The 22,208-nt window shown below is 71.0% G+C and carries 19 protein-coding genes and 1 pseudogene; 9 read left to right on the forward strand and 11 right to left on the reverse strand.

Features of this window, described 5'->3' with window-relative positions; genetic code table 11:
* Positions 1-9: 9 nt before the first annotated feature.
* Together ligD and ACIQM0_RS17710 are read left to right on the forward strand one after the other, a co-directional pair.
* Entirely contained in the window at positions 10-1,020 is a 1,011-nt protein-coding gene (gene ligD / locus ACIQM0_RS17705; protein WP_401288008.1) for a non-homologous end-joining DNA ligase, read from the forward strand.
* Positions 1,017-2,174: an ABC transporter permease gene (locus tag ACIQM0_RS17710; protein WP_401287360.1), complete on the forward strand. Its 1,158-nt coding sequence runs from the start codon at positions 1,017-1,019 to the stop codon at positions 2,172-2,174. Before ligD ends, ACIQM0_RS17710 begins: the two co-directional genes overlap by 4 nt.
* Positions 2,175-2,194: 20 nt before the next feature.
* Here ACIQM0_RS17710 and ACIQM0_RS17715 read toward each other — a convergent pair whose 3' ends face one another.
* Together ACIQM0_RS17715 and ACIQM0_RS17720 are read right to left on the reverse strand one after the other, a co-directional pair.
* Positions 2,195-4,435 (reverse strand): OmpL47-type beta-barrel domain-containing protein, encoded by a 2,241-nt coding sequence (locus ACIQM0_RS17715; protein ID WP_401287362.1) that lies wholly within the window; start codon positions 4,433-4,435, stop codon positions 2,195-2,197.
* A complete protein-coding gene (locus ACIQM0_RS17720) occupies positions 4,432-6,924 on the reverse strand; it encodes a ThuA domain-containing protein (protein ID WP_401287365.1) in 2,493 nt (830 codons plus the stop codon). The genes ACIQM0_RS17715 and ACIQM0_RS17720 overlap by 4 nt, the downstream gene beginning before the upstream one ends.
* 262 nt (positions 6,925-7,186) lie before the next feature.
* Here ACIQM0_RS17720 and ACIQM0_RS17725 point away from each other — a divergent pair, with 262 nt between their 5' ends.
* Positions 7,187-8,257, forward strand: a complete 1,071-nt coding sequence (locus ACIQM0_RS17725) for a multicopper oxidase domain-containing protein (RefSeq protein WP_401287368.1) — start codon at positions 7,187-7,189, stop codon at positions 8,255-8,257.
* A gap of 48 nt (positions 8,258-8,305) precedes the next feature.
* On the opposite strand, the gene ACIQM0_RS17730 is transcribed toward ACIQM0_RS17725, so the two are convergent.
* The 3 genes and pseudogenes from ACIQM0_RS17730 to ACIQM0_RS17740 form a co-directional block, all read right to left on the reverse strand.
* A complete protein-coding gene (locus ACIQM0_RS17730; protein ID WP_401287371.1) occupies positions 8,306-9,034 on the reverse strand; it encodes a restriction endonuclease in 729 nt (242 codons plus the stop codon).
* 275 nt (positions 9,035-9,309) lie between these two features.
* Complete coding sequence (locus ACIQM0_RS17735; protein ID WP_401287374.1) at positions 9,310-11,574, reverse strand: DEAD/DEAH box helicase; 2,265 nt, start codon at positions 11,572-11,574, stop codon at positions 9,310-9,312.
* A gap of 105 nt (positions 11,575-11,679) precedes the next feature.
* A pseudogene (locus tag ACIQM0_RS17740) lies at positions 11,680-12,141 on the reverse strand (IclR family transcriptional regulator C-terminal domain-containing protein); the annotation flags it as partial.
* A gap of 75 nt (positions 12,142-12,216) precedes the next feature.
* Here ACIQM0_RS17740 and ACIQM0_RS17745 point away from each other — a divergent pair.
* Entirely contained in the window at positions 12,217-13,017 is an 801-nt protein-coding gene (locus ACIQM0_RS17745; RefSeq protein WP_401287376.1) for a VOC family protein, read from the forward strand.
* 63 nt (positions 13,018-13,080) lie between these two features.
* Entirely contained in the window at positions 13,081-13,335 is a 255-nt protein-coding gene (locus ACIQM0_RS17750) for a WhiB family transcriptional regulator (protein ID WP_401287378.1), read from the forward strand.
* A 58-nt stretch (positions 13,336-13,393) separates the two neighbouring features.
* On the opposite strand, the gene ACIQM0_RS17755 is transcribed toward ACIQM0_RS17750, so the two are convergent.
* From ACIQM0_RS17755 to ACIQM0_RS17765, 3 genes are all read right to left on the reverse strand, one after another.
* Positions 13,394-14,308: a chitosanase gene (locus ACIQM0_RS17755; protein WP_401288009.1), complete on the reverse strand. Its 915-nt coding sequence runs from the start codon at positions 14,306-14,308 to the stop codon at positions 13,394-13,396.
* Between the two features lie 121 nt (positions 14,309-14,429).
* A complete protein-coding gene (locus tag ACIQM0_RS17760; protein WP_401287381.1) occupies positions 14,430-15,404 on the reverse strand; it encodes an acyl-ACP desaturase in 975 nt (324 codons plus the stop codon).
* A 274-nt stretch (positions 15,405-15,678) separates the two neighbouring features.
* A complete protein-coding gene (locus tag ACIQM0_RS17765; RefSeq protein ID WP_401287383.1) occupies positions 15,679-15,864 on the reverse strand; it encodes a hypothetical protein in 186 nt (61 codons plus the stop codon).
* Here ACIQM0_RS17765 and ACIQM0_RS17770 point away from each other — a divergent pair.
* Entirely contained in the window at positions 15,848-16,177 is a 330-nt protein-coding gene (locus tag ACIQM0_RS17770) for a hypothetical protein (protein ID WP_401287386.1), read from the forward strand. The two genes, ACIQM0_RS17765 and ACIQM0_RS17770, sit on opposite strands and share 17 nt — an antisense overlap.
* Before the next feature lie 62 nt (positions 16,178-16,239).
* Here ACIQM0_RS17770 and ACIQM0_RS17775 read toward each other — a convergent pair whose 3' ends face one another.
* Positions 16,240-17,871: an ABC-F family ATP-binding cassette domain-containing protein gene (locus ACIQM0_RS17775; RefSeq protein WP_401287388.1), complete on the reverse strand. Its 1,632-nt coding sequence runs from the start codon at positions 17,869-17,871 to the stop codon at positions 16,240-16,242.
* Positions 17,872-18,193: 322 nt separating this feature from the next.
* Entirely contained in the window at positions 18,194-18,610 is a 417-nt protein-coding gene (locus ACIQM0_RS17780) for an SsgA family sporulation/cell division regulator (protein WP_363028928.1), read from the reverse strand.
* A 192-nt stretch (positions 18,611-18,802) separates the two neighbouring features.
* Here ACIQM0_RS17780 and ACIQM0_RS17785 point away from each other — a divergent pair, with 192 nt between their 5' ends.
* The 3 genes from ACIQM0_RS17785 (at position 18,803) to mmpA (ending at position 20,938) form a co-directional block, all read left to right on the forward strand.
* Positions 18,803-19,906: an oxidoreductase gene (locus ACIQM0_RS17785; RefSeq protein ID WP_401287391.1), complete on the forward strand. Its 1,104-nt coding sequence runs from the start codon at positions 18,803-18,805 to the stop codon at positions 19,904-19,906.
* Between the two features lie 132 nt (positions 19,907-20,038).
* On the forward strand, positions 20,039-20,716 hold the full coding sequence (locus ACIQM0_RS17790) for an endonuclease V (RefSeq protein WP_362952599.1): 678 nt from the start codon (positions 20,039-20,041) through the stop codon (positions 20,714-20,716).
* Between the two features lie 78 nt (positions 20,717-20,794).
* Entirely contained in the window at positions 20,795-20,938 is a 144-nt protein-coding gene (gene mmpA / locus ACIQM0_RS17795) for a morphogenic membrane protein MmpA (protein ID WP_363077391.1), read from the forward strand.
* Between the two features lie 33 nt (positions 20,939-20,971).
* Here the strand turns inward: mmpA and ACIQM0_RS17800 are convergent, their stop codons facing one another.
* On the reverse strand, positions 20,972-22,162 hold the full coding sequence (locus ACIQM0_RS17800) for a saccharopine dehydrogenase family protein (RefSeq protein ID WP_401287394.1): 1,191 nt from the start codon (positions 22,160-22,162) through the stop codon (positions 20,972-20,974).
* Positions 22,163-22,208: the final 46 nt, after the last annotated feature.

Consider the following 22,208-nt stretch of genomic DNA (forward strand, 5'->3'; position numbering starts at 1 on the left):
GGCAAAGCGGTGGAGCTGGACGCGGGCGGTCGGCCCGTCCGGCTGTCCAGTCCGGACAAGGTCTACTTCCCGGACAAGGGCTACACCAAGAGGGACGTGGCCGAGTACTTCCTGGCCGTGGGTCCCGGCATCACCCGCGCCCTGCGCAACCGGCCGACCACCCTCCAGCGCTTCGTGGACGGGGTCGAGGGTGAGTTCTTCTACCAGAAGCGGGCCCCGAAGAACCTTCCCGAATGGATCCCCACCGCCCGTATCGCCTTCCCCAGCGGCCGTCCCGCCGACGAGATCTGCCCCACAGAGGTGGCCGCCGTCATCTGGGCCGCCAACCTGGGAACGCTCACCTTCCACCCGTGGCCGGTCCGGGGCGGTGACACCGACCATCCCGACGAACTGCGCATCGACCTCGACCCCCAGCCGGGCACCGACTACGCCGACGCGGTGCGGGCCGCCCACGAGCTGCGCTCCGTACTGGACGACCACGGACTGCGCGGCTGGCCCAAGACCTCCGGCGGCCGCGGTATCCACGTCTTCGTCCCCCTCGCGGCCCGCTGGACGTTCACCGAGGTCAGGCGGGCGACCATCGCGGCGGGCCGCGAACTGGAACGCCGGATGCCGGACCGGGTGACCACCGCCTGGTGGAAGGAGGAGCGCGGCGAGCGGATCTTCGTCGACTTCAACCAGACCGCCAGGGACCGCACGATCGCCTCCGCCTACTCCGTCCGCCCCCGCCCGCACGCCCCGGTCTCCGCGCCCCTGCGCTGGGAGGAGATCGACGACGCGGAACCGCGCGACTTCGACATCCGGACCATGCCGGTGCGGTACGCGGAAGCGGGCGATGTGCACGCGGACATGGACGAGCACGCCTTCCGGCTCGACCGGCTGCTGGAGCTCGCCGACCGCGACGAGCGGGAGCGCGGGCTGGGCGACCTGCCGTACCCGCCGGAGTACCCGAAGATGCCCGGCGAACCGAAACGGGTGCAGCCGAGCCGCGCCCGCCACGACGAGGACGGCGAAGGATGAGCGAGCCCGATCCGGCAACGCCGGGTCCCGACCCCGAACCCACCACTCCCGATCCGGCCACTTCCGACCCCGGCGCGACCGGGTCAGGATCTCGGCCCGCCCCGCCGCACGGAGCACACGGCCGGCCGCCGGGTGCCGCCCGGAGATGGGCGGCGTACAAGAAGTCGCCCTACCTCCCGGCGACGGTGATCATGCTCATCTGCGCGGCCGCCGCAGGGCTCTTCGCCGGCTCCTACACGTACGCGATGGCCAACCCGACCCCGCACCGGATCCCGGCCGCCGTGGTCAGTCAGCCGGACACGGCCCGCGGTGAGGAGTTCGTCGCCGCGATGGACAAGGCCCTGGACGCCTCGCTGGTCATCCATGCCTTCGCGACCCCCGCCGAGGCACGCGCGGCGCTGGAGGACCAGCAGGTCTTCGCGATCGTGCGGGCCGACAGCCGGGGGGCGTCACTCGACCTGGCCGGCGCCTCCGGGGCCGCCGTCGCCCAGGTGCTCGCGCAGTCCGCCGTGAAGGTGGGGCACACGCTCGGCATCCCCGTCTCCGTCACGGACGTCAAACCGCTCCAAAAGGGCGATCCGCGCGGACTCGCGCTCTTCTACATCTCGCTCGCCGCCGTCATCATCGGTTTCGTCGGCTCCATCCAGCTGAACGTGCACGCCAGTGGCCTGCGGCCGTTCGAACGGATCGCGTTCACGATCGCCTACGCGCTGCTCGGCGGGTTCTGCATCACCGCCGTGGTGGACTGGCTGCTGGACTCCGTCGATCTGCCGTTCTTCGAGTCCTTGCTGATCCTGGCGTTCACGATGTTCACCACGGGCATGGTCTTCCTCATGTTCAACACGCTGTTCGGGCGCTGGGCCATGATCCCGACCTGGGGCCTGCTGGTGCTCCTGGGCAACCCGTCCTCCGGCGGGGCCGTGTCCTGGCCGCTGCTGCCCTCGGCGCTCGGGCACATCGGACGCTGGCTGCCGCCCGGCGCGTCCGTCAATGCCCAGCACACCGCCGTCTACTACCAGGGGCATCAGCGGATCTTCCCGTTCCTGGTGCTCGCGGGCTGGGCCCTGGTCTCCGGCACGGTCTTCTGGGTGGGAGCCCACCGGAAACAGCAAGGCCGCGACCACATGCCTCAGCATGCGGCCGCGGCCACCTGAACCGCTCCCGGCCGTGGTGCCTAGAGCTCCTGGATCCGGATGTCCCGGTAGGAGATCACGTCCGAGGTGCTGTGGACCTGGAGCCCGATGTAACCGGAGGCGTACCGCCGGCCGTCGGTGCCCGGGTCGTCGTCCCGCGGCGGCTCGAAGGACTGACCGCCGTTGTTGTCGAACTCGTTGAGCAGGACACCGTTGCGGTAGATCGAGTAGTGCTGGTCCACCACCCGGATCTCGTAGTCGTTCCAGGTGCCCTTGGGGGTGACCCCGGCGCCGCCGAGACCGACCCGGTCGAATCCGTAGACGGAACCGGTCTTGTACATGTCGCCGTCCGGCCGGTCGTTGATCTGGATCTCATGGCCGTACTTGATGGCGACCCACTCCGGATTCGACTCCTCCGGGTTGTCGTGGACGTTCGGGAACCGCACGAAGACACCGCCGTTGGCGTTGCCCGTGCCGGGGGCGTCGTCCCGCCACTGGAGCTTCAGCGAGAAGTCCCCGTACTGCCGGCCCGGGAACCAGAGCATGCCCATGCCGTCCACCGTGGTGGAGCTGTTGAGCGAGCCGTCCTCCTCGTTCAGCGAGAACTGCCCGCCGCCGACCTGCTGCCACTTGGCGAAGGAGGCCGCCGTGCCGTCGAAGAGCTTGTGGTAGCCCTCGTCCTGGCCCGGCTTGCCGATCCCCGACTGCTTGGCCGCCTTGTAGATCTTCTTCTGCTCGCGGGCGTCGACCACTCCGGCGGTGAGCAGCTTGTCGAGAACCTTGTCGACGTGCTTGAGGAACAGCGCGTGCGACGACCAGTCCTTCTCGTCCTCGATCAGCTCATTGATCGTGCAGCGGTTGCCGGTGATGCGGTTGGGCACCCCGGTGTCGACGGTGCCCACGATGACGGTGAGCCGTTCGTCGAACTCCGGGCAGTTCGGCGCCGGTACGCCGCCGCTCTGCGCGACGGTGAACGACGTCTGCCTCGCCTCCGAGGTGTTGCCCGCCTTGTCCGTGGCCCGGTGGGCGACGGTGTGGTAGCCGACGCGGTCGACGATGACCGTGGCGGAGTAGGCGAGGTAGGGGCCGCCGTCGAGGGAGTACTCGACCTTGTCCACCCCGCTGTCGGCGTCGGTCGCGGTGACCGTCACCTTGGCGCTGGTGAGGTAGGCGCCGTCCGAGTTCTTGTCGCCCGTGACCTTCGCGGAGGTCTCCGGCGGTGTGGTGTCCTCGGTAGGCGGCTCGACGACGGTGAACTCCACCGTCTTCTCGGCGGCTGCGTTGCCCGCCTTGTCCGTGGCGCGGTAGCGGACCGTCTGCGCCCCCACCTCGTGCACCATCACGGGGCCGGTGTACGGCTGCCAGGCGCCGTCGGCGCCCACCGCGTACTCGATGGTGTTGACGCCGGACCCGGTGTCGGAGGCGGTCACGGTGACCGTCGCCATGCCCAGGTACCGCCCCTGGTCGTCCTTCTCACCGGAGACGGTCGCCGAGGTCTCCGGCGCCGTCGTGTCGTCGGTCGGCGGTGCGGCGACGGTGAACTCCGCCGTCTTCTCGGCGGCTGCGTTGCCCGCCTTGTCGGTGGCGCGGTAGCGGATGGTGTGCGCGCCGACCTCGTTCACGACGACGGGCGCGGTGTACGGCTGCCAGGCGCCGTCGGCCCCGACCGCGTACTCGACGGTGTCGACGCCCGAGCCCTCGTCGGTGGCGGCGACGGTGACCGTCGCCTGACCGATGTAGGCGCCGTCGGCGTTCTTGTCGCCGTCGACCTTCGCGGAGGTCTCGGGCGCGGTGGTGTCCTCACCGCCGCCCCCGTCGGTCACGGTCAGGATGCCCTGCATCGCCTCGTGCCCCGGCATCGTGCAGTGGTAGAAGTACCGGCCGGGCGTGAGCGTGACCTCCGCGGTCTGCTTGCCGCCCTGGTCGTCGCCCGGGTTGGCCAGCAGGTTCAGGGGGACGTCGTTGTTGAACTCGGGGTCCGACACGCTGAAGGTCAGCGTGTGCGGCATCCCGCTGGTGTTCCCGGTCCCCTCGCTGTTCTCGAAGACGATGGTCGCCTTGCCGGCGACCGCCGTCTTCGGCGCGGACAGATAGTGGTCGATGGGGTTGCCGGCCGTCCAGGTCAGCACCTGGTCGGCCGCCGCCGCGCCGGCCGGGGCGACGGTACGCCCGTAGGCCGCCGTCGAGGTCAGTCCCAGCACCATCAGGAAGGACCCCAGCAGGGCGAGCCACAGCCGGGCCGGCCGCGACCGCCTCCGGAAGAAGATCGAACGGTGTCTCACTGCGCTGCCGCCTTCCTGGCCAGATCCTTGACGGCCGGGGTCGGTGCGCCGCCCTTGTACGCCACGCGCCACAGCGCGGACTTGGAGTCGGAGGTGAAGAAGCCGCGCCCGTAGTCCAGGACGTACAGCGAACCGTCCGGGGCGAACTTCCAGTCCATCAGGTTGCGGATGCCGTCCGCGCCGACCGGGATGATCTCCTTGAGGGACTCGGCGTGCGTGGGCAGTCCGCCCTTGCCGACCGTCTTCGGGTCGGTGAGCACGGCGTGCCGCGGCTGGGTGTCGTCGTAGAAGTCGCCGACGAACCACTTGCCGTCCCAGTAGGAGGGCCACTTCTCGGCGCTGGTGCTCGCCGCGTCGTACCGGTAGACCGGGCCGTTCATCGTGGCCTGGCCGCCGCCCTTGAGCCAGGGCAGGAGTTCCTTCTGGTCCTCCACCTTGTAGCTCGGGATGCCGTTCGCGTCGCGCGGGTAGTCCACGCCGCCGCCCTGCGGCGAGTACCAGATGGTGTTGGACGTGATCGGCGGCAGGTTCACCAGACCGTTGTTGTTCGGCGACTCGTTCTTGGGGTGGTCGCAGTCGTACCAGCCGAGCGGCTTGCTCGGGTCGGGCAGATTGCGGTCCCGGTAGGGCTGCTTGTTGCCCATGCAGTACGGCCAGCCGTGGTTGCCCGCCTTGGTGATCGCGGCGAACGTGTCGTACTTGGCCGGACCCCAGGTGGTGCTCGGCTCGCCCGCGTCGGGGCCGACCCAGCCCGCGTACAGCGTGTCGGTCGACTTGTCGATCGAGATCCTCGCCGGGTTGCGCACACCCATCACGTAGATCTCGCCGCGGGTCTTGCCGCCGCCCTCGTCCGGCTCCTTGCCGGTGAAGAGATTGCCCTCGGGCAGGGTGTAGGTGCCGTCGTCCTCGGGGTGGATCCGCAGGATCTTGCCGTTGAGGTTGTTCGTGTTGCCCGCGGTGCGCCGGGCATCGGCGAACGAGACGCCCTTGTAGTTCGGCTCGGGGTTGTTGCCCGAGTAACCGTCGCTGAACTGCGAGGAGTTGTTGTCACCGGCCGCGATGTACAGGTTGCCCTTGGAGTCCCAGGCCAGGCCGCCGCCCGCGTGGCAGCAGCTGTGGATCTGGACCGGCCAGTGCAGCAGCACCTTCTCGGAGGAGAGGTCCAGCTTGTTCGTGGCCAGGTCCATGGTGAACCTGGAGACCTGGCGGACCGCCATCTGCTTGTCGCGGTCGATCTTGTCGTGGGGGGTGTAGTGCAGGTACACCCAGCCGTTCTTCTCGAAGTCCGGGTCGAGCTCGATCCCGAGCAGCCCCTCCTCGACCTTGACCAGTTCGTCGCCGCCGCCCTTGTTGCCGAAGACCGTCAGCTCGCCCGCGAGGGTGACCTTCTTGGTCTTCGGGTCGTAGACGTGGATCTGGCCCAGGCCCTTGCCGACGTTCGGGTCCTTCCAGTCGGTGACGACCGGCACGCTGCTGTCGGCGCCGCCGCGGCCGATGTACAGCACACGTCCGTCGGGGGCGGTCACCAGCCCGTGCGGTTCGCCGATCTGGTCGTTCTTGCCGGGCTGGTTGGGCTGGGTGACCCGCTCCGCCTTGTAGTTGGAGGTGATCGTCGCCTTGCAGTCGGCCTGCGAGATCCGGGTCGTCCAGTCGAGCGCGCCGCGCAGGTGGTCACGGAAGTCGGCCTCCGCGAAGCTGTCGACCGTACCGCCCATCGCGGTGTAGAAGGACCGGCCGCCGTCGTAGTCACGGCACCAGGAGACCGGGTGGTCCCAGCCGTTGGCGCTCGCCCCGGGCTTGTAGGTGATCTCCCGGACACGCGCCACGGTGTGCACGTCGCCGGACGGGTTCTCCTTCCAGTTCAGCCACTTGTCGGGACGCTTCCACTCCAGCGGGAGGTTCTTGGTGGCCGGGTGCTGCCGGTCGCCGATCTCCACCGTCGCACGCTGTACGGAGGTGGGGCTGCCGGCCGCCGGGCGGGCACCGACGAGTCCGGTGAACCAGTCCGAGTACGGCTCGGTGCGCGCCGCGTCATGGATGCCGAGGAAGCCGCCGCCGGCCTCCATGTACGCCTCCAGACCGGCCTCCTGCTCCGGGTCCAGGACGTCGCCGCCGCCCGTCAGGAAGACGACGGCGTTGAACGTGCCGAGCTTCTTGCCGTTGGTGAAGACGGCCGGGTCGTCACTGGCCACGGTCTTGAAGCGGCCCGCCTCCGGACCGGTGAGCCCGATCTTCTCGATCGCCGCGATACCGGCGTCGACCGTCGGGGTCTCCTCGGACGCGGAGGCATGGAAGACCAGTACCTTCACGTTCGCGCCGCCGGGCGGCGACGGAAGGGACAACGTTGTCGCCATGGACTCGTGCGGTCCGGGATACGGCCTGGCACTGGCGGCATTGCCGCCGAGCAGGGATGCGGTCAGTGCGCCGGCCGCTACGGCCGCCGCAAGTCCGCGTCGCGATCTGGACCTGTGATGTGGTGTGCGCTGCATGTGGTCACCCACCCCTCTTTGGTCACTGCAACAGCGCATGAAGCTAGACCTCTTTTCGCGACTCGCCAATAGCTATGGCAGCAATCGCACGAACTTTGTCCTTAGTGTGGATAAACGAAGATCCCCGGGCTACGGTATGGCCCGTCCCCGAGGTCACCCGTGCCCGACGGCGTCGACTGCCATGACCTGCGTACCTCTGCGCCGCGCACCGTAGTTGCCTTGGTTGTCTCCGCAACACCCGTCTGAAAGTGGGGAGTTCGACATGGATCGACGCAGCTTCAACCGGCGGATTCTGATGGGCGGCGGGGTGGCGGCAGCAACCGGCGTGACATCGTTGTCCCTTGGCGCGATCGAGGCGACCTCGGCCGAGAACCCGCCCCGCACGGCACCGGCGGGCGGAGTGGTCCGCCACCTCAAGATGTACGCGGAGAAGCTGCCGGACGGACAGATGGGGTACGGGTTCGAGAAGGGCAAGGCGTCGATCCCCGGCCCGCTCATCGAGATCAACGAGGGCGACACCCTGCACATCGAGTTCGAGAACACGATGGACGTGGCGGCCAGTCTCCACGCGCACGGCGTCGACTACGACATCGCGAGCGACGGCACGCGGATGAACAAGAGCATCGTCGAACCGGGCGAGACCCGCACCTACACCTGGCGCACCCATGCCCCGGGCCGGCGCAAGGACGGCACCTGGCAGGCGGGCAGCGCCGGTTACTGGCACTACCACGACCATGTCGTCGGCACCGACCACGGCACGGGCGGCATCCGCAAGGGGCTCTACGGGCCGGTGATCGTCCGGCGCAAGGGGGACATCCTGCCGGACAAGACGATCGCGATCGTCTTCAACGACATGCTGATCAACAACAAGCCCGCCGACAAGAGCCCCGACTTCGAGACGACGGTGGGGGACCGGCTCGAAGTCGTCATGATCACGCACGGCGAGTACTACCACACCTTCCATGTCCACGGTCACCGCTGGGCGGACAACCGCACGGGCCTGCTCACCGGCCCCGACGACCCGACCCGGGTCATCGACACGAAGATCGTCGGACCGGCGGACTCCTTCGGTTTCCAGGTCATCGCGGGTGAACACGTGGGCGCGGGCGCGTGGATGTACCACTGCCATGTGCAGAGCCACTCCGACATGGGCATGGCGGGGATGCTGCTGGTGGCCAAGCCCGACGGGACGGTACCGGGGCACGAGGCGCACTCCATGTCATCGCACGGCACGAAGACGCCGGACGCGAAGACCCCGGACACCAAGACCCCGGACGCGAAGACTTCCGGCTCCAGGGCATCGGAGGAAACCGCGTCGCACGACAGCCACTGACGGGTGAGGGGGCCGTGCCCCGCTGCTCCCGGCCGGGCCGCGGACCGCTCAGGACAGCGCGGTCGGCCTGCGTGGCGGCGGGACGGCCCCGAGCAGCTCCCACAGGGGACGCGAACCGGACGCCCACACCGCGAGGGTCTGCCGGTCGACGACGTGCAGCCGCTGCTGTTCGGCGAAGAGCACAGCCGGGGCGGTGACCCGGCCGTTCGTCACGATCACCGCGATGTCGGCGCCGTGCACCTGACGGGCGGTGCCGTTGAGGACCTGGAGGTCCGGTGTTCCCACCGCGGAGCCGGCCGGGCCGTTGCGCCGGTGCTTGCACTGGATCACCCAGCGGCGTCCGTAGGGGTCGGTGGCCTTCACGTCGGCGCCCAGGTCCCCGCCGCCACCGACACGGAGCGCGTCCCGGCAGCCGTCACGGCGCATCAGGTCCCGCACCGCGTCCTCGAACCGGGTGTGGTGCAGGGCGTCCAGCCGGGGCAGCTCGTACCGCAGGCCCTGCGCGCGGACCGCTTCCCACCGCGCGTTCCGCAGCTTCCGGTGGAGCAGGCCGCCGCCGGTCAGCGCCGCGATCACGCCGAGGACTGTCAGGACCCACCAGTGGGCCAGCAGCCAGTTGACCACGGCCACCACCAGGACGACGGCCATGACCGCGGCCACGACGAATCCGGTCAGCCGGTCGTCCGCGCGCCCGCGCCGCCTGCCGGGCCTGCGGGTACGGCGCCGCGCCGACGGACGCCCGGTCGTCGACCGGCCGCTGCGCGCCCGGGGACTCATCGGCCGCCCCGCGTGAGGCCGCTCGCGGGCCGGGCCCCTGTACACCGGTGGAGGACCGTGACCGCGAGCAGTACAGCCACCTCGATCGTCAACAACTGCCGGACCTCCCACCGAACACGGCCTGTTCCCCGGAGGGCGGCGGACGCCGGTCCGAGCCCCCTCTTGTTTAGCCGGGGCTCAGGAGCGCCGTGACCGGATTGCCGTTGAATGGCAGTAAAACGATCCCCTGGCCGAATCCCGCGCAGGGACGCCCCTGCCCGTCGGCGCCGCGGTCGTCAGGAACCGTCCCCCGGGACCGAGCTCCCGGCTTCCGCCTCCGCACCGGCCTCCACCTCCACCTTTGCGGCCGGCTTCGCCCTCGCCTCCGCGGCGAGGCGTTGCTGTTCCTCCTCGACGATGAGGCGGGCCAGCGACCCGTCCGACACGTCCACGGCGTCCGGCGTCGTCTCGGCGACATCGCTGCGCCGTGCGTACGCGTCGAACAGCCGCTCCTTGCGGGCCAGGATGTCCAGCATGCGCTGGTCGACGCTGTCCGCGGCGAGCAGCCGGTGCACCTGGACCGTGCGTATCTGGCCCATCCGATGGGCGCGGGCCACCGCCTGGTGCTCCATCGTCGGCTTGATCTGCGGCTCGCAGAGAATGACGACCGAGGCGGCCTGCATGTTGAGCCCGATCCCGCCGGCCTGGATCTGGCTCAGCAGGACCGCATGGCCGTCCGCCGCCGTGAAGCCGTCGATCAGCTCCTGGCGCCGGGCGGCCGGCAGGCTCCCCGACAGCGGGCCGAACACGCCCTCGCCCAGGGCCTGCCGGACCGTTTCCAGTACGTCACGGAAGTACGAGAACACCACGACCTTCAGGCCGTTGCCCGCGGCCTCCGCGACCAGCTCGCGCAGCCGGTTCAGCTTGGCGGAGGTGGCCGGACGGGCGTACGCGGCCCGGCGCATCCGCATGAACTGCCCGGCGCCCACCGCCTCGCGGTAGGCCACCAGATCGGCCGGGCTGAACTCCTCCCACTCGTCGACCTGCACCAGCGCCGGGAGTTCGGTGAGGACGTCCCTCTGGTTGCGGCGCAGATAGGCGGGGGCGACGGCCCGGCGGAACGCCTGGGATCCGGCGGCGCCGTGGCTGGTGCTGATCGACGGGGCCAGTTCGGGCTGGAGCTGGCGGACGAGGCTGCGGAACTCCTCCACCCGGTTCTCCATCGGCGTACCGGTCAGGAACAGCACGTGCTCGGTCCGCTGCGACCAGCCGGACACCGCCCGGGAGCGGCGGGTGGCGGGGTTCTTGACGTAGTGGGCCTCGTCCACCACGAGCATGCCGGGCCGTATGCCGCAGTCGCCCGCGAGGGGCAGCGTGTGCAGGGCGTCGAACGTGGTGAGGGCGACCCCGCCGGCCTCGCGCCACTCCGCGAACGCGCCCTGCCGCTCCGGACCGTGCACGGGCAGCGCGCGCAGCGTGGAACGGGCCCGGACCTCCCGCGTCCAGTTGATCAGCACGCTCGCCGGACAGACCACCAGGAAGTGCGTCTCGCCCCGTGCCGCGAGATGGGCCAGCGCGGCGATGGCCTGGACGGTCTTGCCGAGCCCCATCTCGTCGCCGAGGATCACCCGCTTCTGGGCGAGCGCGAAGCGGGCACCGAAGGACTGGTAACCGCGCAGCGACACCCGCAGCCGGGCGTCGTCCAGCCGCAGCCCGCGCACCCGGTCGGCGATCCCGGACGGCAGGAACCCCTCGGCCGCGTCCCGGTCGGGCCCGGTGCCGGACATCTCGGCGAGCAGGCTGTAGTACTCGGCGGAGCGCACCTCGAAGTCGACCCAGGCCGCGATCGCGGAGTCCGGATCGCGCAGCAGATCGACCGACACCTGCCCGAACAGCAGCGGCAGCCCGCGCTCCTCCGCATCGGCCGTCACCGCCTGGGCGGCGGCGAGCGCGGCCAGGGCCCGCGCCCGGTCCGGCCGCCGGGTGAAGAGCATCCGCAGCCGCCCCCTCGCGGGCGCCGCCGCGGCCAGCAGCGGATCCAGCCGCTCGGCCAGAGCACGGGCGCCGTCCACCGCCCGCCGCACATCCGGCCCGGCCTCGACCAGCCGGTACAACGCGGTGACCAGGGCGGTCGTGGCGTCGTCCGGGGAATCCACGGCAATCCGCACCGTGACCGTGTCCCGTACGGCGTGGGCGATCTGGGCCGCCGCGGCGAGTGCCTGGTCGGCGGTCTGCGCGCCGACCCCGGGGATCTGGCGGAGCTCGTAGCGGTTCGCCGCGTGCACCTGCCCGACCGTCGTGAAACCGGCCTGCTCCACCGCGCCGATGCGCAGCCGGCCCTCGGTGACGTCCTTGAGCCGGGACGCCGGGATGGCCGACAGCTCGGTGCGGACGAGCGCGTCGAGCAGCGGGTCCAGGGCGGCACGCACGGCATCGACGGCGCGGCCGTGATCGGCCAGCACTCCGCGTGCGGCGCCCAGCAGTCCCTCGGCCCGTGCGAGCAGCTCGCGGGCCGTCCGCCCGGTCGTCGCCCCGCCCTCCGCGGCTCCGCCCTCAGTCATGTACGTCCTCTGTCCCCGCGGTCTCACCACCGCTCCGCCCGGCACCCGCCCGGAGCGACTCGTATCGTCCCATGTGCCGCTGACAACCCGGACGGACGCGGCGGCTCAGGGGGCGGGCGGCCGCCGTTCCGCCGGTGACAGCAGCAGGACCTCCAGGGCACGGGCGCAGGAGCGTGCCCGCGTCAGGAACCAGTCGGTGCGCCCGTCGGTGATCACCGACGGGGTGGCCCGGACCGCCAGGGCGAAACGGGCGCGCCCGGCGCCGTCCAGCACCGGCACCGCCAGGGTGCGCACCCCGGGGGCCGACTCACCGTCGTTGACCGCGTAGGTGTCGGAGCGCACCCGGGCCAGCTCCGCCTCCAGGGCCTCGGGTTCGACGATCGTGCGGTCGGTGAACGCGGGCAGCGGGGGCAGCGAGGAAGGGCCGCCCTCGCCCGGCCTCGCCCGGGCCAGCAGCACCTTGCCCAGCGCGGTGGAGTGCAGCGGCCGGCGCAGCCCCACCTTGGGAGTCACCGAACCGCCCGCGACGATCACCGCGTGCGGCCCGCTGCGCAGCGCGAGGTAGGCGGCCCGGTGCAAGACTCGGACACATCAGGAAGAACCCTGATGTGTCCGAGAACGGGACCACCGAAGGAGCGCACGATGCTCACCACCCGTTTTGTCGACGGAGCCCCCAACTGGATGGATCTCGGTACCCCGGATCTCGACGGGGCCACGGCCTTCTACACCGCTCTCCTCGGCTGGGGGTACGAGGCCGGAGGCCCCGAGACCGGTGGCTACGGGATGTTCACGCTGGACGGGAAGTCGGTCGGGGGTGCGATGACCGTCACCGAGGAGCAGGCGAAACCGTCATGGTCGGTCTACTTCCGGACGACGGACGCCGACGCCACCGCGCAGCTCGTGGAGAAGTCCGGCGGGACCGTGCCGATCGCGCCGGTGGACGTGCTGGAGTTCGGCCGGATGGGCGGATTCACCGACCGGGGCGGGGCGTACTTCGGCGTCTGGCAGCCGAAGCAGCTCGCGGGACTCGGAGCCGTGGGGGAGACCGGCAGCCTGTGCTGGGCGGAGCTGTACACCCCCGATGTTCCTGCCGCCGCGGCGTTCTACGGTGCCGTCCTCGGCTGGGAGACCAGCCAGGTGCCCTATCCGGGCGGCGGAGGAGCGTACACAATGGTCCGGCCCGCGGGCGGCGGCGACGAGACCGCCTTCGGTGGGCTCGTCCCGCTCGACGCCGTGCCGGTACGGGCGGTCGTGGGCCCGCACTGGCTGCCGTACATCGAGGTCGACGACTGCGACGCCACGGCGGCGGAGGTCGAGCGGCTGGGCGGCAAGCTGACGCTGGAACCGCTGGAGATGGAGGGCGTCGGCAGGTTCGCCAACGTCACCGACCCCTACGGTGCGCCGTTCGCCGTGATCAAGAGCGCGCCGGCGCCCGCCGGCTGACCCGGTCCGGGGGTTGATGGATCGTTGATCAGTCGTTTATCGCGGCACGGCACTGTGTGCCTCATGCTGATCAACACCCCGACCGCCCCCGCTCTCGCCTGGCAGGAGACAGCGCTGTGCGCCCAAGCGGGGCCCGAGTTCTTCTTTCCCGCCCCCGGCAGCTCCACCCGGGAGGCCAAGCAGCTCTGCAACGCCTGCGAAGGGCGTCTGGCCTGCCTGGAGTACGCCCTCGACAACGACGAGCGCTTCGGCGTGTGGGGCGGCCTCTCCGAGAAGGAGCGGGACCGACTGCGCAGAGTCGGGCGCGACCAGGCCTGATCGCGCCCTTCCCGGGTGATCACGGCGCCGGGGCGGACACCCGCACCGGGCGCCGGGCTCAGGACGCGACGCGGAACGTGTCGCCGTACATCTTCCAGGTCAGCGGCGGCTCCAGCGCCAGATTGCCGTCGTAGAGGAACTCGCGCTGCGTCGTGTCGATGCGCGAGGTGTCGTGCTGGTTCTTCTTCGACTTCATCACGGCTCGCGCGGCGTCCAGGAAGGCGTCCAGGTAGACCTTCTCGTCCCCGCCCTCGTCGACCGTGTCGGCCTCGGCCAGCGCCGCCTTCCGGATCCCGTAGAAGGCGTCCGGATCCGTTCCGGGGCCCTGCAGCACCATGGCGTCGAAGTAGATGAACTGGCCCAGGGTGCCGAGCCCGTCCAGTTTGGCCAGGCGTACGGCCGGCTCGAAGAACTGCTTGTCCCTGACCCGGTCCTGCGCGGCGCGGAACACCGGGTCCGCGGCCGACTTCTTCCACGCGGCCGTGAAGCCGGGGTCCAGGCCCTTGTGCGATCCTGTGCCGTCCACCTTGCGCAGGGCCGGGACGTACGGCGCCAGCGGGCTGTCCGGGTGGTCCTTGGTGAACGCCTCGACGAACGTGAGCATGTCGTGCGTTCCGGAACAGAATCCGATGATCCCGGCCGTGTAGCCGGTGCCGTCGCCGTTGTCGTCGATCATGGCGTACTGGCTGCGCCAGTCCAGCGTCGAGCCCTCAGAGGTGGCCAGCACCTTCCAGGCGATCTCGCGCTTCGCCGGTGCGGCCAGTCCGGCCGGCATCGCGGCGACGCGCTCGTCCAGTTGCCGGCGTTCCTCGTCGTTCGCGGCGGCGTACGGGTCAGGACCCACGGAGGAGTCGGCCGGGTCCGCCGCCGCGGGGGAGTCGGCGGCCGGCTCGGAATCGTCGCCACCGCCACCGTTGACGAGGATGGAGGCGGCGATGGCTATCGGCGCGGCGAAGAGAACGATACGCGTCAGAGGTTTCACCGGCACAGAGTACGGTCCGCGGGCCCGCGTTGAGGGGTCACCCCAGCTGCACATCCGTGGGGGGCGGGCCCGCCGGGGCCCGCCCCCCACGGGGGGCACGCGGTGCGGGCCGTCAGGCCTGGGCGCGGGCCGCCATCCGCGCCTTGCGCATGGCCAGCTTCTCGTCGAACTTCGACGCCTCGCTGTCCAGCCCGTTCATGTACAGGCCGAGCTCCTCCTGCGCCTTCAGGCCCTCCGGGCCCAGCCCGTCGATGTCCAGCACCTTCAGGTACCGCAGCACCGGCTGGATGACGTCGTCGTGGTGGATGCGCATGTTGTAGATCTCGCCGATCGCCATCTGCGCGGCGGCCCGCTCGAAGCCGGGCATGCCGTGGCCGGGCATCCGGAAGTTCACGACGACATCACGCACGGACTGCATGGTCAGGTCCGGTGCGAGCTCGAAGGCCGCGCCCAGGAGATTGCGGTAGAACACCATGTGGAGGTTCTCGTCGGTCGCGATGCGCGCCAGCATCCGGTCGCAGACCGGGTCGCCCGACTGGTGGCCGGTGTTGCGGTGGGAGACCCGGGTCGCCAGCTCCTGGAAGGCGACATAGGCCACGGAGTGCAGCATCGAGTGACGGTTGTCGGACTCGAAGCCCTCCGCCATGTGCGCCATCCGGAACTGCTCCAGCTTGTCCGGGTCCACGGCGCGCGACGTGAGCAGGTAGTCGCGCATCACGATGCCGTGGCGGCCCTCCTCGGCCGTCCAGCGGTGCACCCAGGTGCCCCAGGCGCCGTCGCGGCCGAAGAGCGAGGCGATCTCGTGGTGGTAGCTGGGGAGGTTGTCCTCGGTCAGCAGGTTCACGACCAGTGCGATCTTGCCGATGTCGGTGACCTTGGACTGCTCGGACTCCCAGGCCTGGCCGTCCTCGAAGACGCCGGGGAAGTTCCGGCCGTCGGAGAACGGGACGTACTCGTGCGGCATCCAGTCCTTGGCGACCTTGAGATGGCGGTTGAGTTCCTTCTCCACCACCTCTTCCAGCGCGTACAGCAGTTGGGCGTCAGTCCACGCCTGTGAACTGCCGAGGTGGGGAGAGGTGATCGTCACGGGGGCTCCTGGGGACGGGAGAATTACCTACGGCTTCGTAGGTTACGAGACCGTAGGTTAAAGCGGCGGTAAGGCCGGAGCCAAGCCCGTCCGGGCGATATTTGGTCACGCAATGACATATGTGCAGGTCAAGCGTGTATACGGAGGGTCAGGTCGGCTGTGGAAAGGCCCTCGAACGAGGGAAAAAGCCGGGCCCGGCCCCCGGTGGCGTGGGCTCTGAACAGTCGGCGTACTCGGAGCGCAGGCGCACAGGGGGCTCGGTCGGTCGGGGGTCTCAGAGCAGATGGTCCGCCGCGCCGGACTTCACCGCGGAGATCAGTGCCCTCAGCGCCTCCACGGAGTCACTGACGTAGAGGGCGGTGTCGGTGGTGGAGCCGATGTAGGCGTGGCCCTGGTCATCCAGTCCGAAACGGAAGCAGTTCGCCCCCTCGCTGCGCCGTGCCGTGGGCGATCTGCTCATCCGGCACGACCTCGCGGAACTCCGCGACACCGCGGTGCTCGCCACGTCGGAACTGGTCGCCGCCGCCTACCGGTTCACTCCCGACCGGGAGATGCTGCTCCGGGTCCACTGGCAGTTCGACGCGCTGCGGATCGTCCTCTACGACCACCCGTGTCACGGAACACCGGAGAAGTCCGAGGCGTGCCGTGAGCAGCGCAGCGCCGGCATGTGGCTGCTGGCGGCCGCGGTCGACGCACACGGCGGGGACTGGGGGCTCGCCCCCGCGCTGACGGCGTCCGGCGACACCAAGGCCTGGGCGTTACTCCACCCCTAGCCCCCGCAGCCCCCACACCGTCCCCCACACTCATCTCCCCCTGGCTTCCCCGGCTCCGCACCTCACATCCCCGTGCGCACCTCCTCGGCCGTGGTGTTCCGCAGCTCGCCGTCGAGCAGCAGCCAGCGCGTGATGCCGAGTGACTCCAGGAACGGCACGTCGTGGCTCGCCACGATGAGTGCTCCCTCGTACGCGTCGAGTGCCGCCGTCAGCCGACGTACGCTCGCCAGGTCCAGGTTGTTCGTCGGTTCGTCCAGCATCAGCAGCTGAGGTGCCGGTTCGGCCAGCAGCAGAGCGGCCAGAGCCGCCCGGAACCGTTCCCCGCCCGACAGGGTTCCCGCGGGCCGGTCCGCCCTTGCCCCCTTGAACAGAAAGCGTGCCAGCCTCGCCCTGATCGCGTTGTCCGTGGCGTCCGGTGCGAACCGCGCCACGTTCTCCACCACGCTCAGCCCGTCGTCGAGCACGTCCAGCCGCTGCGGCAGAAACCGCGTCGGGAGCTGTACCTCCGCCTCGCCGGACACCGGTGCCAGCTCACCGACGAGCGTCCGCAGCAGCGTGGTCTTGCCCGCTCCGTTACGTCCCACCAGTGCGATGCGCTCCGGACCGCGCACCTCGAACGAGCCCTGGACCCCTGCCCCGTAAGCGAGTTCCAGATCGCGCAGCACCAGCACGCCGCGGCCCGGGTGGACCTTGGTGTGCGGCAGCTCGACGCGGATCTCGTCGTCGTCGCGGACCGCCTCGACTGCGTCGTCCAGGCGCTCCCTCGCCTCGGCCAGCCGCTCGGTGTGCATGATGCGGTGCTTGCCGGCCGACTCCTGCGCGGCGCGCTTGCGGGCACCCATGACGATCTTCGGCTCGCGCTTCTGGTCGTTCATCTTCTGTCCGTAGCGCCTGCGCCGGGCCAGCTTGACCTGGGCGTCGGCGAGCTCGCGCTTCTGCCGGTGCACATCGGCCTCCGCGACCCGCACCATGCGCTCGGCGGCCTCCTGCTCCACGGCGAGCGCCTCCTCGTACGCCGAGAGGTTTCCGCCGTACCAGGTGACCTCTGAGCCCCGCAGATCGGCGATCTGATCGACGCGTTCCAGGAGTTCCCGGTCGTGGCTGACGACCACCAGGACCCCGTTCCACGCGTCGACCGCCGCGTACAGCCGCTGCCGTGCGTGCAGATCCAGGTTGTTCGTCGGCTCGTCGAGCAGCAGCACGTCGGGCCGGGCCAGCAGCAGGGCGGCCAGCCGCAGCAGCACGCACTCCCCGCCGGACATCTCGCCGATGGTCCGGTCGAGCCCGATGTGTCCGAGACCGAGCTGGTCGAGCGTGGCGCGGGCCCGCTCCTCCACGTCCCAGTCGTCACCGACTGCCGTGAACCGCTCCTCGCCGACATCGCCCGCCTCGATGGCGTGCAGCGCCTCACGGGTCGCGGCGATGCCCAGGGCCGCGTCGACCCGCAGCGCGGTGTCCAGGACCAGGTTCTGCGGCAGGTAACCGACCTCGCCCGCGGCCCTGATGTGGCCCGCCGCCGGAACGAGGTCGCCGGCGATCAGCCGCAGCAGGGTCGACTTGCCGGCGCCGTTGATACCGATGAGACCCGTACGGCCGGGCCCCACGGTGAGATGGAAGTCGTCGAAGACCTCGCTGCCGTCGGGCCAGGCGAAGGAGAGCGACGAGCAGGTGAGATGGGCGAGCGGAGCTGACATAAGGGAATCTCCCGGTTGCGAGGAAGGTCAGGGGCAACGGGACGAGACACCGGTCACTGGCGTTCCACGGAAGGATTCCGCAAGGTGTGGAGGAAGGCCCTGGTCACGGAGGACGGCTCGAGAGAGCTGAGGTCACACTCGGGCACGCGGACATGTACAGACATGACACGGCGCGCGACACGGTGTCTCAAGACCTCAGACGAGCAACGTCCTACTCCGATCGACGACGACAAGGACAGCGCAGACGCTACGCCGGACCCGGGAGCGGGACAAACGAATTAACGCGGCACGGTCCCGGACCGCCGGGCCCGGGGGGACCGGTTCAGCGGGAGCCGCCGAGCAGATCCGTCAGGCTCCGGTCCAGGTCCAGGAACCGGTGCTCGCCGCCGACGGGCACCAGCTGCTGGGTCCGCCGCAGGAACCGGCGCAGGTCGGCAGTGCGGACGTGCACCATCGCGATGCCCTCGGCGGCGTGGAACTCCAGAACCGTGCGGTCGTACCCGAAGGGCCTGATCCGTACGTCACCGACGCCCGCCGGTCTGTCCATTCCCGCCGTGAGCAGTTCCCGGGAGAACTCCCAGGCCACCTCGGTGCCCTCCAGCGTCGCGGGCGCGGGGAAGGCCATGCGGATCGCGAAGGGGTCCGTGCGGTCGTACTGGAGGACGGCCGGAAGTGTCTCCATCTGCGGCGCGGACGCCACCATGCGGGCCTGTACGGACTGCTCGATAACGATGGACACGACCTGCTCCCTCTCGCGACCGGATAAACGGGTTCCCGGCACTGATACAGACGACGGAAGCCGCCGATCCGTGCACCCAGGGACCGAGTGAGCTGCGTCACCGCTCACCTGGGCCCCGGTATCTGATCATGTGCCCGCTCCCGGGCGGCGCACCCTGGACGCCGCGCGGTCCGTCGGTTAGCTTCCAGCGCCATGAGCGCCAAGGGAAAGACGCGACGACTGATGTCACTGGGACTGTGCGGGGCGGCGCTGGCCGCCGCGCTGGCCGCACCGGCGGCGCACGCGACACCAGGGGAACGGCACCGGCCTGGCGACCGGCCGGTCTGGACGCCCACCGTCACCGGAACCGACGCACGCTTCCGCGGCCTCGCCGCCGTGAACAGCCGCACCGCCTGGCTCGCCGGCACGAAGGGCACCGTGCTGCGCACCTCCGACGGCGGCCGCCACTGGCGCGACGTCTCACCGCCCGGCGCCGCGGACGAGGGCCTGGAGTTCCGCGACATCGAGGCCTTCGACGCCAGGCGGGCGGTGGCGCTGGCCATCGGAGAGGGCGAGGCGTCCCGGGTGCTGCGCACCGACGACGGGGGAGCGACGTGGACCGAGTCCTTCCGCAACACCGACGCCCGCGCCTTCTACGACTGCCTCACCTTCTTCGACAGCCGGCACGGGCTGGCCATGAGCGACCCGGTGGACGGGCGGTTCCGCATCCTGTCCACCGCGGACGGCGGCCGCAGCTGGAACGTACTGCCCAGTGCGGGCATGCCGCCGGCCCAGGAAGGTGAGGCGGGGTTCGCGGCCAGCGGGCAGTGCCTGGTCAGCTCGGGTCAGAAGGACGTCTGGCTGGCGACCGGCGGTGCGGCCACCGCCCGCGTCCTGCACTCGGGGGACCGCGGACTGACCTGGAGGGCGTCCGAGTCGACGCTCCCGGCCGGTGATCCGGCCCGCGGGGTCTTCGGGCTGGCCTTCCGCGACCGGACCCACGGCATCGCGGTCGGCGGCGACTACCGTCCCGACCAGGAATCGCCCCACGCCTCTGCCGTCACGGACAACGGCGGCCGCGGCTGGCACCGGTCGGCCACCGCACCCGCCGCCTACCGCTCGGGCGTCGCGTGGCTGCCGCACAGCCGCTCTGCCGCACTCGCGGTCGGCCCGGCCGGCACGGACCTGACCACGGACGGCGGCCGCACCTGGCGGACGGTCGGCACCGGCTCCTACGACACGGTCGACTGCACCGCGGACGGCGGCTGCTGGGCAGCGGGGGAGCAGGGGCGCGCGGCCCGGCTGAACACCTTCTGAGGGCTGTCGGCAGTCCCCGGCGTGCGCCCGCCGGGGGACTGCGGGGCAGCCCCAGGGGGCCTGTCGGCGGACTGCTGTCGCCGCCCGGCGGCAGACGGCAGTCCGACGGCAGGTCCTAGGCTGGTCGGCACCATGACAACTCTTCAGATGCCCTCCGACGAGGCCGGTGCCCGCGCCGTCCAGGACTCTCTGCGCGCCCGCGTGGTGCTCGACGAGCCGGGGCCGCCGCCCGGCACCGGCCGGGTGACAGGTGTCGACGTCGCCTACGACGACGAGCGCGACGTCGTCGTGGCGGCGGCCGTCGTGCTCGACGCGGTCACCCTGGACGTGGTGGCCGAGTCGACCGCCGTCGGCCGGGTCACCTTCCCCTACGTCCCCGGACTCCTGGCCTTCCGCGAGATCCCCACCGTGCTGGCCGCGCTGGAGTCCCTGCCGGCCGATCCGGGCCTCGTCGTCTGCGACGGATACGGGCAGGCGCACCCGCGCCGCTTCGGGCTCGCCAGCCATCTGGGAGTGCTCACCGGGCTGCCGGTCATCGGCGTCGCGAAGAACCCGTTCACCTTCTCGTACGAACAGCCCGGCCCGCGTCGCGGTGACTGCTCGCCGCTGCTCGACGGGGACGAGGAGGTGGGCCGGGCGCTGCGTACCCAGGACGGCACCAAACCGGTCTTCGTCTCCGTCGGCCACCGCACCGGCCTCGACAACGCCTGTGCACACACCCTGCTGCTCGCCCGGGACTTCCGTCAGCCCGAGACCACCCGCCGGGCGGACGCGCTCTGCCGGCGGGCGCTGCGCGAGGCGACCGCCTGAGGGCGGTACGGGCGGGGCGGAGGCGTCTGAGTATCCGTACGGATAGCGTTCGCCGATCATGATCGGCACTCTGGACACATGAACGTACCTCGCACACCCGCCCGAACCGCACCTCTTCACCCCGCCCAGCGCCGCGCCGCGGTGGGCATGCTGATCGGGGGTGCGGTGGCCTTCGTCTGGGCCGGGGCGATGCTCTACACGCTGGCCTCGTGGATCTTCTAGGGCGGGACACGCGGAACCCGCCCCGGACGCGCGTCAGCGGACCGCGGCCACCCGGAAGCCCAGCCCGGCCGCCCGCAGCCGTCGTCCCAAGGCATCGCCCATCGCGACGGCCGTGGTGACCTGCCCCGCGACCGTCGGCAGCTCGTCCAGCGCCAGGCACAGCGCGGACTCCGCGAGCATCTTGGCCGTCTCGCCGTAGCCCGGGTCGCCGCCCGACACCTCGGTGAACACCCGGCGGCCGCCGCCCTCACCGACGAACCTGACCGTGAACCAGCTGCGGCTCCTGCGCTCGGCGTCCGGGCCCGAGCCCGGCTCGTACCGGTCCATCAGCCACGCCCGCGCCGCCGGCAGCTGCGCCGCGCCCAGCAGGGCGCCCAGCGCCGCCGTGCCGCCCAGCGCCACCGGCAGGTGCTTGACCGACGCGTAGTGCCGGTAGCGGAAGTCGGGGCCGTAGCGGGGCAGCGCGCGGGCGGAGCGCTCCACGATCTGCGCGTCGAGGGTGGGCAGCGGAAGCGCCCAGGTGCCGGTCTCCGTACTGAAGCGCGGTGCGCCGAGCGGGGCGCGGGCGCGGCGGCCGACGAGGCGCGGCTCGTGCAGCCGGCGCTCCTTCGCGGCGCGCAGCATCTGCGGGCCGCGGCCCATCGCGGTGAGCGCGGAGGCGAACGTACCGCCGGAGAAGGCGGCGTTGCTGCGGACGAAGCCGTCGATGCGCAGGGGCACGTCCTCGGGCAGCTGCTGGACCGTGAAGTACACCCCGAGATCGTGCGGTACGGAGTCGAAGCCGCACGCGTGCACGATCCGGGCGCCGGTCTCGCGCGCCCGTGTGTCGTGCTCCAGATACATCCGGTCCGCGAACTCCGGCTCACCGGAGAGGTCCGCGTAGTCCGTCCCGGCCTCGGCGCAGGCGGCGACCAGCTGCTCCCCGTACCAGACGTACGGGCCGACCGTCGTGGCCACCACATGGGCGGACTCGGCCAGCTCGCGCAGCGAACCGGCGTCGTCCGCGTCGGCGTGCAGCAGGGGGATGTCCGCGCAGCCCGGATCGACGGAGGTGAGGTGGTTGCGCAGCTGTTCCAGTTTGGCGCGATTGCGGCCGGCCAGGGCCCAGCGGCAGCCGTCCGGCGCGTGCGCCGCCAGATACTCGGCGGTGAGGACTCCCACGAAGCCGGTGGCGCCGAAGAGGACTACGTCATAGGGGCGTTGTGCCCCGTTCTGCCTGTTCACGAGTGCCTCCGCAGGGGCCGCGCCGATGTAGCAGGCAGAGGTTAGC

It is taken from the genome of Streptomyces sp. NPDC091387 (assembly GCF_044756945.1).
In the GTDB taxonomy this organism is placed as follows: Bacteria; Actinomycetota; Actinomycetes; order Streptomycetales; family Streptomycetaceae; genus Streptomyces.